Origin of the sequence: Salmonella sp. SA15303, assembly GCF_029962125.1 — a bacterium.
In the GTDB taxonomy this organism is placed as follows: domain Bacteria; phylum Pseudomonadota; class Gammaproteobacteria; order Enterobacterales; family Enterobacteriaceae; genus Salmonella; species Salmonella enterica.
Genome location: NZ_CP123924.1, coordinates 3,039,042 through 3,052,150, shown reverse-complemented (window position 1 = coordinate 3,052,150; position 13,109 = coordinate 3,039,042). Strand labels below are relative to the sequence as shown.

At 51.0% G+C, this 13,109-nt stretch carries 14 protein-coding genes; 8 read left to right on the top strand and 6 right to left on the bottom strand.

Annotated features, from left to right (window positions below; all coding sequences use genetic code 11):
• Positions 1–50: 50 nt before the first annotated feature.
• The 8 genes from potG to QEN31_RS15015 all read left to right on the top strand — a co-directional run bounded on the left by potG (position 51) and on the right by QEN31_RS15015 (position 8,182).
• The gene (gene potG, locus QEN31_RS15050; RefSeq protein ID WP_001000698.1) at positions 51–1,184 is read left to right on the top strand and encodes a putrescine ABC transporter ATP-binding subunit PotG; all 1,134 of its coding nucleotides are present in this window, start codon (positions 51–53) and stop codon (positions 1,182–1,184) included.
• A 9-nt stretch (positions 1,185–1,193) separates the two neighbouring features.
• Positions 1,194–2,147, top strand: a complete 954-nt coding sequence (potH, locus tag QEN31_RS15045; protein WP_000105452.1) for a putrescine ABC transporter permease PotH — start codon at positions 1,194–1,196, stop codon at positions 2,145–2,147.
• Positions 2,144–2,989 (top strand): putrescine ABC transporter permease PotI, encoded by an 846-nt coding sequence (gene potI, locus QEN31_RS15040; protein WP_001061629.1) that lies wholly within the window; start codon positions 2,144–2,146, stop codon positions 2,987–2,989. The genes potH and potI overlap by 4 nt, the downstream gene beginning before the upstream one ends.
• Positions 2,990–3,062: 73 nt before the next feature.
• Positions 3,063–3,536, top strand: a complete 474-nt coding sequence (locus QEN31_RS15035; RefSeq protein ID WP_000505788.1) for a YbjO family protein — start codon at positions 3,063–3,065, stop codon at positions 3,534–3,536.
• Positions 3,537–3,578: 42 nt separating this feature from the next.
• The gene (rlmC, locus tag QEN31_RS15030; RefSeq protein ID WP_001149781.1) at positions 3,579–4,709 is read left to right on the top strand and encodes a 23S rRNA (uracil(747)-C(5))-methyltransferase RlmC; all 1,131 of its coding nucleotides are present in this window, start codon (positions 3,579–3,581) and stop codon (positions 4,707–4,709) included.
• Between the two features lie 282 nt (positions 4,710–4,991).
• Positions 4,992–6,335 carry a PTS sugar transporter subunit IIC gene (locus QEN31_RS15025; RefSeq protein WP_000399323.1) on the top strand — a complete coding sequence of 448 codons (1,344 nt, stop codon included), beginning with the start codon at positions 4,992–4,994 and terminating at the stop codon, positions 6,333–6,335.
• A 29-nt stretch (positions 6,336–6,364) separates the two neighbouring features.
• A complete protein-coding gene (locus tag QEN31_RS15020) occupies positions 6,365–6,685 on the top strand; it encodes a PTS sugar transporter subunit IIB (RefSeq protein WP_000655399.1) in 321 nt (106 codons plus the stop codon).
• Positions 6,686–6,694: 9 nt separating this feature from the next.
• Positions 6,695–8,182, top strand: a complete 1,488-nt coding sequence (locus tag QEN31_RS15015; RefSeq protein WP_000644017.1) for a sulfatase — start codon at positions 6,695–6,697, stop codon at positions 8,180–8,182.
• Between the two features lie 218 nt (positions 8,183–8,400).
• On the opposite strand, the gene artJ is transcribed toward QEN31_RS15015, so the two are convergent.
• The 6 genes from artJ to QEN31_RS14985 form a co-directional block, all read right to left on the bottom strand.
• Positions 8,401–9,132 (bottom strand): arginine ABC transporter substrate-binding protein ArtJ, encoded by a 732-nt coding sequence (gene artJ, locus QEN31_RS15010; RefSeq protein WP_000737538.1) that lies wholly within the window; start codon positions 9,130–9,132, stop codon positions 8,401–8,403.
• A 236-nt stretch (positions 9,133–9,368) separates the two neighbouring features.
• Positions 9,369–10,037, bottom strand: a complete 669-nt coding sequence (gene artM / locus QEN31_RS15005; protein WP_000895397.1) for an arginine ABC transporter permease ArtM — start codon at positions 10,035–10,037, stop codon at positions 9,369–9,371.
• Entirely contained in the window at positions 10,037–10,753 is a 717-nt protein-coding gene (artQ, locus tag QEN31_RS15000) for an arginine ABC transporter permease ArtQ (RefSeq protein ID WP_024158139.1), read from the bottom strand. The genes artM and artQ overlap by 1 nt, the downstream gene beginning before the upstream one ends.
• A gap of 6 nt (positions 10,754–10,759) precedes the next feature.
• Positions 10,760–11,491: an arginine ABC transporter substrate-binding protein ArtI gene (artI, locus tag QEN31_RS14995; protein WP_000756586.1), complete on the bottom strand. Its 732-nt coding sequence runs from the start codon at positions 11,489–11,491 to the stop codon at positions 10,760–10,762.
• 17 nt (positions 11,492–11,508) lie between these two features.
• Positions 11,509–12,237, bottom strand: a complete 729-nt coding sequence (gene artP / locus QEN31_RS14990) for an arginine ABC transporter ATP-binding protein ArtP (RefSeq protein ID WP_000027186.1) — start codon at positions 12,235–12,237, stop codon at positions 11,509–11,511.
• Positions 12,238–12,466: 229 nt separating this feature from the next.
• On the bottom strand, positions 12,467–12,982 hold the full coding sequence (locus QEN31_RS14985) for a lipoprotein (protein ID WP_001270724.1): 516 nt from the start codon (positions 12,980–12,982) through the stop codon (positions 12,467–12,469).
• Between the last annotated feature and the right edge of the window lie 127 nt (positions 12,983–13,109).

The following is a 13,109-nucleotide window of genomic DNA, read 5'->3' as shown; positions in this document are numbered from 1 at the left end:
GGCATTCCACCGTTTGTATCGTTTGATTGTGTTATGCCGGAGAGCGCCTTGTGAATGATGTCCCCCACCGCCCGCAGGTGAAAACCCGTAAAGCGCTGACGCCGCTTCTGGAAATTCGCAACCTGACGAAGTCATTCGACGGGCAACATGCTGTCGATGATGTCAGTCTGACTATCTATAAAGGCGAGATTTTTGCCCTGCTGGGCGCGTCAGGTTGTGGAAAATCGACTCTGCTACGGATGCTGGCAGGTTTTGAACCGCCGAGCAGCGGGCAAATTATGCTCGACGGCGTCGATCTGGCGCATGTTCCGCCGTATCAGCGTCCGATTAATATGATGTTTCAGTCCTATGCGTTGTTTCCGCATATGACGGTAGAGCAGAACATCGCTTTTGGTCTGAAGCAGGACAAACTGCCGAAGGCGGAGATTACCAGCCGCGTCAATGAGATGCTGGGTCTGGTGCACATGCAGGAGTTTGCGAAACGTAAGCCGCATCAGCTTTCCGGCGGTCAGCGTCAGCGCGTGGCCCTGGCGCGCAGCCTGGCGAAACGTCCTAAGCTGCTCTTGTTGGATGAACCGATGGGCGCGCTGGATAAAAAATTACGCGACCGGATGCAGCTGGAAGTGGTGGATATCCTTGAGCGCGTCGGCGTGACCTGCGTCATGGTGACGCACGATCAGGAAGAAGCCATGACGATGGCGGGGCGCATTGCCATCATGAACCGTGGAAAATTTGTGCAAATTGGCGAACCGGAGGAGATTTACGAGCATCCGACGACCCGCTACAGCGCCGAATTTATCGGATCGGTAAATGTTTTTGAGGGCTTACTGAAAGCGCGTGAGGAGGACGGTCTGGTCATTGACGCGCCCGGTTTGGTTCATCCGTTAAAAGTCGATGCAGATGCCTCTGTCGTTGATAATGTGCCGGTATATGTGGCGCTACGTCCGGAAAAAATCATGCTGTGTGAGTCGCCGCCTGCCGATGGCTATAATTTCGCCGTCGGCGAAGTGGCGCATATTGCGTATCTCGGCGATCTGTCTATTTATCATGTGCGGCTAAAAAGCGGGCAGATGATCAGCGCTCAACTGCAGAATGCGCACCGTTACCGGAAAGGGTTACCGACCTGGGGCGATGAAGTGCGTTTGTGCTGGGAAGCGGATAGCTGCGTGGTCCTGACGGTATAAGGGGGAAACATGAGCACACTTGAACCTCCGGCACGCATCAGTAAACCTGGCGGCGCGGCGCTATGGTTGGCGCGAATGCAAATGAAACATGGGCGTAAGCTGGTTATTGCTTTGCCTTATATCTGGCTCATTCTGCTGTTTTTATTGCCGTTTCTTATCGTCTTTAAGATAAGCCTGGCGGAAATGGCGCGGGCGATCCCGCCGTATACCGATCTGCTGGAATGGGCTGACGGTCAGTTGTCGATTACGCTCAATCTCGGTAATTTTTTGCAACTGACCGACGATCCGCTTTATTTCGAAGCCTATCTGCAATCGTTACAAATTGCCGGTATTTCCACAATCTGCTGCCTGCTGCTGGGCTACCCGCTGGCGTGGGCGGTGGCGCACAGCAAGCCCTCCACGCGCAATATCCTGCTGCTGTTGGTGATTCTGCCCTCGTGGACGTCTTTTTTAATACGCGTCTATGCCTGGATGGGCATTTTGAAAAACAACGGTGCGCTGAACAATGTGTTGCTGTGGCTAGGGGTTATCGATCAGCCGCTGACGATCCTGCACACTAACCTGGCCGTCTATATCGGCATTGTTTATGCTTATCTGCCGTTTATGGTACTGCCCATTTATACCGCATTGACGCGCATTGATTATTCGCTGGTGGAAGCGTCGCTGGATCTCGGCGCCCGACCGCTGAAAACATTTTTTAGCATCATTGTCCCGCTCACCAAAGGCGGAATCATCGCCGGCTCGATGCTGGTTTTTATCCCGGCGGTGGGTGAGTTCGTGATCCCGGAACTGCTTGGCGGGCCGGACAGTATCATGATTGGTCGCGTCCTGTGGCAGGAGTTTTTCAATAACCGCGACTGGCCGGTTGCTTCTGCGGTCGCCATTATTATGTTGCTGCTGCTGATAGTACCGATCATGTGGTTCCATAAACATCAGCAAAAAAGTGTGGGGGAGCACGGATGAATAACTTACCGGTCGTTCGCTCGCCCTGGCGCATTCTGATTCTGGTGCTGGGGTTTACTTTTCTCTATGCGCCGATGTTAATGTTGGTGATTTACTCGTTTAACAGTTCGAAGCTGGTGACGGTGTGGGCGGGATGGTCGACGCGCTGGTATGGCGAGCTCTTTCGGGATACCGCCATGATGAGCGCAGTGGGACTAAGCCTGACAATTGCCGCCTGTGCGGCGACGATGGCGGTGGTGCTCGGTACCATTGCTGCGGTGGTGATGGTGCGATTTGGACGGTTTCGCGGCGCAAACGGCTTTGCGTTTATGATCACCGCGCCGCTGGTGATGCCGGATGTGATTACCGGGCTGTCGCTGCTGCTGCTGTTTGTCGCGCTCGGTCATGCTATCGGCTGGCCCTCCGATCGCGGGATGCTGACCATCTGGTTGGCGCACGTCACTTTCTGTACTGCCTACGTGGCAGTGGTGATCGCTTCGCGATTACGCGAACTGGATCGTTCGATTGAAGAGGCGGCGATGGATCTTGGCGCGGCGCCGTTAAAGGTCTTTTTTGTCATTACGTTACCGATGATCATGCCAGCGGTGATCTCGGGCTGGCTGTTGGCCTTTACGCTTTCCCTTGACGATCTGGTGATTGCCAGCTTCGTTTCCGGTCCCGGCGCCACCACGCTACCGATGCTGGTTTTCTCCAGCGTGCGCATGGGCGTGAACCCGGAAATCAACGCGCTGGCGACGTTAATCCTCGGCGTGGTAGGAATCGTCGGATTTATTGCCTGGTACCTGATGGCGCGAGCGGAAAAACAGCGGATTCGCGATATCCAGCGTGCAAGACGCGGCTGAAGCCACTAAAATCTTCCACTATGGTAATGCGTTGCCGCGCGGGTCGCGGCATCATTTTCAGGGAAGACATTCATTGGGATTTATAAAGCAATCAACCTCATCACATGCCCGTTTAAATGTGCCTACGCTGGTGCAGGTTGCGGCTATGGCGATTATTTTGATTCGCGGTCTCGATGTGCTGATGATTATGAATACCCTCGGCATACGCGGGATGGGCGAGTTTATTCATCGCAGCGTGCAGACGTGGAGCTTAACCCTGGTCTTTCTGGCCAGCTTAGTGCTGGTCTTTGTTGAAATTTATTGTGCGTTTTCGCTGGTGAAAGGCCGTAGCTGGGCGCGCTGGGTGTACCTGGCGACACAAATTATTGTGAGCGGATATCTGTGGGCGGCGTCGTTAGGCTACGGGTATCCTGAGTTGTTTAGCATCGCGGGAGAATCGAAGCGTGATATCCTGCATTCCCTGGTCATGCAAAAACTCCCCGATCTTTTAATTCTGTTTCTGCTGTTTATTCCCGCTCCCAGCCGTCGGTTCTTCCGGCTGCAATAATGTGTATAATCGTCGCCCCGGATAATATGAAGGTTTTTTGGTATGCAGTGCGCACTCTATGACGCGGGTCGCTGCCGTTCCTGTCAATGGATTACGCAGTCGGTTAACGAACAACTTTCCGCAAAAACAGCCGATTTACATCGTTTGCTCGCCGGGCTGCCTGTTGAACAGTGGTGCGCGCCGATTGGCGGCCCGGAACAGCATTTCCGCAACAAAGCGAAAATGGTCGTGAGCGGTAGTGTAGAAAAACCGCTCTTCGGGATGCTGCATCGCGACGGTACGCCGGTCGATCTTTGCGGCTGCCCGCTGTATCCCGCCTCCTTTGACCCCGTATTCAGCGCGCTAAAACCTTTTATTGCCCGGGCCGGACTCACGCCTTATAACGTGGCGCGAAAACGTGGCGAACTGAAATACCTGTTGCTGACGGAAAGTCAGTTCGATGGCGGCATGATGCTACGCTTCGTGTTGCGTTCAGAAACCAAACTTACGCAACTGCGCGCGGCGTTACCGTGGCTGCGTGCGCAACTGCCGCAGCTCAGAGTGATCACCGCAAATATCCAGCCGGTACATATGGCGATTATGGAAGGGGAGACGGAAATCTACCTGACGGATCAGCAGGCGCTGGCGGAACGTTTTAACGATGTGCCGCTGTGGATTCGTCCGCAAAGTTTCTTTCAGACCAACCCTACGGTCGCCAGCCGATTATATGCAACGGCGCGCGATTGGGTAGGGCAACTGCCGGTACGCCATATGTGGGATCTTTTTTGCGGAGTGGGCGGATTCGGCCTGCACTGCGCGACGCCGCAGATGCAATTAACCGGTATTGAGATCGCGCCGGAGGCGATTGCCTGCGCGAAGCAATCCGCTGCCGAGCTGGGATTGACCCGCCTTCATTTCCAGGCGTTGGATTCCACCCAATTCGCCACCGCACAAGGCGAAACGCCCGATCTGGTGTTGGTAAATCCTCCCCGCCGCGGCATTGGCAAGCCGTTGTGCGATTACCTTGCACAAATGGCGCCGCGTTTTATCATTTATTCGAGCTGTAACGCGCAGACGATGGCGCAGGATATTCGTCATCTGCCGAACTACCGTATTCAACGTGTTCAGCTTTTCGATATGTTCCCGCATACCGCGCATTATGAGGTTTTAGCGTTACTGCGCAGGTCAATATAATCTATTCACAATATTTATTTTTATCCCTTAACTATTTCATAAAAATAATAAATACAATCAATTGATTATTTAATTCAATTGGTTGTATTTATATATTACCCTATTTTTGCAAATCAAATCACAAATAATCACTTTAAATCTTTTAATGACTACTTTTGATTATTACAGTGCGTGTAAGGCAAAATTAGACAAGGTGGTTTATCGGGTAACTTTCAATAGCATCAGCGAAGCAATACGTAACGTCAGTAAAGGGGTCAATCATGACAACGAATAGGCACGCTTATGGAGGGCGTTCAGACGATGTTTGCCAAATTTATAGATGTTATTCAAACGTTTTTAACTGAACCGGCAATATTAATTGGGATATTAGTCGGTGTTGGCTATGCGCTGGATAAAAAGACGCCTATAAAAATTATCACCGGTATGATCAGCGCGATGGTCGGTTTGATGATGGTGTTATTTGGCGGCTTTCAATTTTCAGCCACTTTTAAACCGGTTGCAGAGGCAGTCAGCAAAGCTTATGGCGTGCATGGATACTTAATGGATTCATACGCCATGAAAGCCGCGACGCAAATAGCGCTGGGCGATAATTTCGGCTATGTAGGATACGTTTTTGTACTGGCGTTTTTTACTAACCTGTTATTAGTTTTATTTGGCCGTTATACCGGCGCAAAAGGTATATTTCTTACCGGTAATACCGGGGTCTCTCATTCACAGGCAGTACTGTGGTTAATCGTCTTCTGGCTGGGGTTCGGTTGGGTACAATCCATTGTAATTGCCGGGGTATTGACCGGGGTCTTTTGGGCGTTTTCAACTACGCTTATTGTTAAACCCATCGCCAAAGTGACCAATAACGCCGGTTTTACCATTGCGCATAACCAGATGCTGGGACTGTGGTTTTTCTCGAAATTCGCGCATAAATTCGGCGATCCGGAAAAGCATGACGCCGAAAACCTGAAACTTCCCGGTTGGTTAGCCATTTTTAACCACAACGTGACGGCAATCGCCATTGTGATGACACTCTTCGTTGGCGGTTTTCTATTGGCGACAGGGATCGATAACGTACAGTTAATGGCGAAAGGCAAACCCTGGTATATCTATATCATCAATCTGGGCCTGCAATTCTCTATGTATATGGTCATCTTGCTGCAGGGCGTGCGGATGATGGTTGGTGAAATTAACGGTTCGTTTAAAGGATGGCAGGATCGCTTTATTCCTAACGCTATACCGGCTGTGGATGTTGCTGCTTTATTACCTTTTTCGCCTAACGCGGCCACGCTGGGATTCGTCTTTTGTACTTTCGGCACGATTTTTTCCATGGGCATCCTGCTGCTCATCCATAGCCCTATTATGGTATTGCCTGGTTTTGTTCCGCTCTTCTTTTCCGGCGGTCCCATCGGCGTATTAGCCAACCGAATGGGGGGATATCGTTCCGTTATTATTTGTACTTTCCTGTTAGGGATTATTCAGACTTTCGGTACGGTATGGGCCATTCCTTTAACCGGGCTGGCAAAAGAAGGTGTGGGCTGGACGGGAATATTTGACTGGGCGACTCTGTGGCCTGCAATTTGTGAATTACTGAAATTTATTGCTTCAACGTTCCATCTTGGTCCTTATTCCATTTAATTGATTCGGTTTATATAAAGGATTTTATTATGAAAGATTCTGTAAATATTTTATTCGTATGCGGTTATGGTGTAGGCAGTAGCGTAATGTTACAGACTGTTGTTAAAAAAGCGTTAGCAAAATATGACTTCTCTTTTGATATGGAGCATACGGCAGCGGGAGAGGTCGGTGGATTTACCGACTGGGCAGATATTTATGCGATTTCGAAAAAATTGCTTGATGTTGTTAGCCTCGATCCTAAACACGGACAATATCTCATTCCCATTGAAAATATCATGGATGGCGAATCAATAGGTAAACAGATTTACGATGTGGTAGAGAAAAATTTTCCGCACCTGCTCAACAAATGAGGGTGAGTCATGAAAGCGATTATTCTGCTGTTTGACAGTCTGAATAAAAACTATTTGCCGCCCTATGGTGATTTGCTAACGAAAGCGCCTAACTTTCAACGCCTGGCGGCACATGCCGCCACCTTTGACAATAGTTATGTCGGCAGTATGCCCTGTATGCCAGCCCGTCGGGAACTGCACACCGGGCGCTATAATTTCCTGCATCGTGAGTGGGGCCCGCTGGAACCCTTTGATGATTCCATGCCGGAATTATTGAAAAAAGCGGGGATCTACACCCATCTTATCAGCGATCATCTGCATTACTGGGAAGACGGCGGCGGTAACTACCATAACCGCTATAGCTCCTGGGACGTAGTACGCGGTCAGGAGGGCGATCACTGGAAGGCGAGCGTTGGCGAGCCGCCCATTCCGGAAGTACTGCGCGTTCCACAAAAACAAACCGGAGGCGGCGTTTCCGGGCTATGGCGTCATGACTGGGCGAACCGCGAATACATCCAGCAGGAAGCCGATTTTCCCCAGACGAAAGTTTTTGACGCCGGGTGCGATTTTATCCATAAAAATCATGCCGAAGATAACTGGTTATTGCAGGTTGAGACGTTCGATCCGCATGAGCCGTTTTATACCACCGAGGAATATTTATCGCTCTATGACGATGAGTGGCAAGGCCCGCATTATGACTGGCCGCGCGGCAAAGTCAGTGAAAGCGAGGAGGCGATAGCGCATATTCGCTGTCGTTATCGGGCCCTGGTTTCCATGTGCGACCGCAATCTGGGACGTATCCTTGATCTGATGGATGAACACGATCTCTGGCGCGATACGATGCTGATTGTCGGTACCGATCACGGCTTCTTGCTGGGGGAGCACGGTTGGTGGGCTAAAAATCAAATGCCCTATTATAACGAGGTGGCGAATAACCCGCTGTTTATCTGGGACCCGCGCAGCGCGGTATGCGGAGCGCGACGGCAGTCGCTGGTGCAGATGATTGACTGGGCGCCAACGCTACTGGATTATTTTCAGCAACCTATTCCCGCAGATATGCAGGGCCAACCGCTGGCGAAAATCATTGCCAGTGATGAACCCGTCAGGGAAGGCGCGCTGTTTGGCGTGTTTAGCGGACATGTTAATGTTACCGACGGACGCTATGTTTATATGCGGGCCGCGCAGCCGGGGCGTGAGCATGACATTGCGAACTACACGTTAATGCCGATCAAGATGAATGCGCGTTATGACGTGGATGAACTGGGAAAATTATCTCTGGCGCCTCCGTTTAACTTTACTAAAGGGCTTCAGGTATTACGTATTCCGGCCAGGGAAAAATATAAAGGTGTGAATAGCTTTGGTCATCTCTTGTTTGATCTCAGAGACGATCCGCAGCAGCAACATCCTATTCATGATGAGGCCATCGAAGCAAGGATGATCAACTTACTTATCCGTTTGATGAAAGAAAATGATGCTCCGGCGGAGCAGTATCGCCGTCTGGGTCTGGATGTTGTCTAAAAACGTAACAATGTTGTAAGCCGGGTGCGCGTTAGCGTCACCCGGCAAGTATTAGTCCGAATCGCCTGTTGATGCAGGCGTTTGAGACTGATGACAAACTGTAGAATGCTCAATGGCGCTGCGCTTATCAGGCCAGGATAGTTTCCGATGGCGGCCCGTGGGCTGAATAAGGTATTTATACTGCCATTTCGCAACACGGTGGGCTAATCACATACGTCTTACTGCGGGAACCACTGATCGCTGATTTTCTGATAAGTGCCGTCCGCTTTAATGGCGGCCAGCGCATTATTCAGTTTTTCCAGCAACGCCTTATTGTCCGGGCGCACCGCGATGCCAAGTCCGGTACCGAAGTATTGCGGATCGGTCACTTTCTCTGTTGCCGGACCCAGTTGCGGATTCGTTTTCAGCCACTCATTGACCACTGCGGTATCGCCAAAGACACCGTCAATACGGCCATTTTTCAGGTCGATAATCGCATTCTGGTAGCTGTCGTAGGCCACGGTTTTGACCTCCGGATGTTTATCCTGGAGATATTTTTGATGCGTGGTGCCATTTTCCATACCGATACGCTTACCTTTTAGATCGGTAAAGGTTTTATAGGTGTCTTTTTTGGCAATCACCAGCGCGGAGTTCGCATAATAGGGATTGCTAAAGGCGACCTGCTTACTGCGCTCCGGGGTAATGTCCATTCCGGAAATGACGGCATCATATTTTCTGAATTTCAGCGCCGGGATAAGACTATCGAAAGCATGATTGGTAAAAGTACATTCTGCCTGCATTTGCTTGCATAATGCGGTTGCCAGATCGATATCGAAGCCCACAATTTTATTACTCGCATCCAGGGATTCAAACGGGGGATAGGTGGCGGAAACCCCGAAATTGATTTTTTCAGCGGCGATGCTGCCAGTGGCGAAAGAGGCGAGTAATGCAGCCAGAACTAACTTTTTCATGATGTCACTCCCGTAATCTTATGATTATGCGCCGTGTCTGCGGCATAGATTTACAATGCCATCAATTGAATTTGTATGCAATAAAAATGATTAAATATTTTAAAATGGATAAAAAAAGACGGACAGGTTAACCACTTGTCCGTCGGATTTATTCAATATTATGCATCGTAGGTTTGATAAGCGCAGCGCCATCTGACCATTGTCGAACGGCGGCGAGAATGCCTTATCCTGCCTGGTTAATTGCGCCGCTCAAACGCCAGAGCTTTACGCTCAATCAAACGCATCATCAGCGTCAATAGACCGTTGACGACCAGGTAAATTACGCCTGCCGCGCCAAATACCACCACATCGTAGGTACGACCATAGAGCAACTGACTGTACCCCATGACTTCCATCAAGGTGATGGTATAGGCCAGCGAGGTACTTTTGAAGACCAGTACCACCTCATTAGAATAGGAGGAGAGGGCGCGTTTAAACGCATAGGGCAACAAAATCGCCAGCGTATCTTTCTTACTCATCCCCAGCGCGCTACAGGACTGCCACTGACCTTCCGGAATCGCGCGAATCGCGCCATAAAATAGCTGCGTGGTGTAAGCGGCGCTGTTTAGCGACAACGCGATCAGTGCGCACAGCCACGGTTCAGACAGTAGATGCCAGAGTAGTGGATACTCTTGCAGCGTCGGGAATTGACCGGGTCCGTAGTAGATCAGGAAAATTTGCACCAACAACGGCGTACCGGTAAACAGCGTGATATAGCCGCGCACCAGCCACACCACGAACGGTGTTTTTAGCGTCAGGATGATGGTAAAAACTAACGCCAGCACCAAAGCGACGGCAATAGAAGCCACGGTCAGCGTCAGGCTGGTGTGTAGCCCTTTTAGCAGTTCAGGTAAATACTCAAGCATTAGTCCGGCCTCCGCTCAAAACGTGTCGCGCGCAGGTCTATGCGTTTGAGAATGTACTGACTGATCAGCGTAATGACCAGGTAAATAGCCGCCGCAATAATGTACCAGTTAAACGGTTCCTGGGTGCGTGTGGCAATACTTTTGGTCTGCAACATCAGATCGTTAACGCTGATAAGGCTGACCAGAGCCGTATCTTTTAGCAACACCAGCCACTGATTACCCAGCCCTGGCAGGGCGTGACGCCACATCTGCGGCATCACCAGACGGAAAAAAATCGCCGTCTTTGATAATCCCAGTGCCTGACCCGACTCCCACTGACCAGACGGAACGGCTTTCAGCGCGCCACGTAGCGTCTGCGACGCATAGGCCGCATACAGCAGGGACAACGCAATCACGCCGCACAGGAACGGACTGACGTCAAAGTTCTCAATCTCCATTTGCACCGGGATCTGCGTAAAGCCGAGATGGAGGGTAAACCCGTCAGACAGCATAAGCAGGAGTTGCGAGGAGCCGAAATAGATAAACAGCACCACCAGAATTTCCGGCAGGCCGCGCAAAATAGTGACCAGCGCGGAGCCTATCCAGGCAATCGGGCGCCATTTTACGGACTCCCAGACGGCAAAGAACATGGCTAACGCGAGGCCAATGATCAGCGCACAGACGGCAAGGCCGACGGTCATCCCGGCGGCGCTTGCTAAAGGAAAAAATTCGTTCATCAAAGATTACTTCTGGAACCATTTGTTATAGATGGTCTCGTAAGTCCCATCTTTCTTCACTTTTTCCAGCGCAGTATTGAATTTCTGCTGCAGCTCGGTGTTGCCCTGGCGTACCGCGATACCCAGGCCGGTGCCGAAATAATCTTTATCGGTGACTTTATCGCCGACCGGCGCCAGCTTAGGATTGGCTTTCAGCCATTCGGTCACGACCGCCGTGTCGCCGAAAACAGCGTCGATACGGCCATTTTGTAGATCCAGCTTCGCGTTCTGATAGCTGTCATACGGTACGGTGGTGATTTCCGGATGCTTATCCATGATGAATTTCTGGTGCGTCGTACCGTTCTGTACGCCGACTTTCTTGCCTTTCAGTTGATCAACGCTGGTGTATTTGCCCTGCTGACCCACGAACAGCGCGGAGTTGTCGTAATATGGCGTGGTAAACAGCACCTGCTTTTCACGTTCCGGCGTGATATCCATTCCCGCCATTACAGCGTCGAAGCGGCGGAATTTCAGGCTGGGGATCAGGCTGTCGAACGCCTGATTGGTAAAGGTACAGGAGGCGTCGATCTCTTTACATAGCGCGTTGGCCAGGTCGACGTCAAAGCCGACAATCTTGTTATTAGCATCCATCGATTCGAACGGCGGATAGGACGCTTCGGTCGCAAAACGAATGGTCTGGGCTGCTGTAGCGGAAAGGCTAAAGCCTGCAATTAGCGCGGCAATCAGAACTTTTTTCATTGTCATTGTCCCGAATCTTAGTGAGAGAGATAGTTTTTGAACGCTTCGGTCTGAGGGTGGGCAAAGCAACCCGCATCACCGTGCTCGACGATGTGACCATTTTCCATATAAATCACACGACTGGCGGTCTTACGCGCCACTTCGACTTCATGCGTAACGATCACCTGAGTAATGTTCGTTTCCGCCAGCTCATGAATAATGCTGACGATTTGAGCGGTAATTTCCGGGTCCAGCGCGGCGGTCGGTTCATCAAACAGCAGCACCTGCGGCTCCATCATCAGCGCGCGGGCAATCGCGACGCGCTGCTGCTGACCGCCGGAAAGATGCAACGGATAACGATCGCTATAGGGCTTCAGACGTAAACGCTCCAGCAGCTTTTCTGCGCGCGCCAGCGCCTGATCTTTTGTCAGACCCAGTACGCGGCAGGGCGCTTCAATCAGATTCTGCACAACGGTGAGATGCGGCCAAAGATTATATTGCTGAAAGACCATTCCGACATTTTGACGTAGCTCACGAATCGCCTTATCGGACGGCGTTTTCGTAAAGTCAAAATGGTTCCCGGCGATAGTCAGAGTGCCGGAGCGCGGCATCTCAAGCAGATTGAGTACACGCAGCAGCGAACTTTTACCCGCCCCGCTTGGGCCAAGCAACACCAGCGTTTCGCCTTCGGGGCAATCCAGCGTGATATCGAACAGCGCCTGATGCGCGCCGTAAAAGCAATTAATGCCGTTTAATTGAATACTCATTGACACTCGTATACAGGCAGTCTGATAGCTATTGAAGCCGCAGATAGTACCTTTCGCAGAATAGTTATGCAATATTTATGCGTTAAAAGTTAAATATATCCCACATTCTTTCCTAAACATAGCACAAAATAGCAGGAGGAATAGTAGGTAAGAAGAATTGTCGGCATCCCGGGCAGAATGCCAGACAATTTACGGGGTTATGGGTGCAAAAGCGGGGGAATACTGTCTGTTAACGGTTTTCTATCGACTGGCGCAGCGTACCGGCAGGGGCATGGACATCTCCGCCCAGATAGCGAACGTCGTCAATCACCCAGCATGAGCCTTCGTGAATCATAAGCACTTCATCCTGCCAGCTTTGATCGCCCTGTTTTAACGCTACCCGCAGAGGAATGTTGCGCGCATCTCGGTTCGGAATGGTTGATGCGCTGGCGACGTTGGCGCTATCCGGCAGCGTAGCGCGGCTGGAGAACAGATCGCCGCTCATCAACTGGCGGTGCTCCGTATCGCGGCTGGCGTCGGTTAACAATTTCGCCAGGTTATCACTCAAGTAGGGGCGAAGCGCGGCGATATCATTGCTGTGGTGTTGAATACGGTAGTCGTAAAATTGTTGAGCCACGCTGTCCGGGCCGCCTTCCACACACGCGCCGATACGCGGGCCATTATCTTTGTAGGCGGGAGTGACGGTCGTACAGGCGCTAAGCAGAAGCGCGCACGGGATGAGCAAAGAGAGTTTAGAATAGCGCATGATGATTTCCTTATAGGCGATCGAGCAAAAACCGATCTACGATAATCAATTATATCCTTTCAATGATAGCGTATCAGCTTGATAATGCGTTTGAGATCGTGTGCTTAGCTAACCCGGGAGATTCACT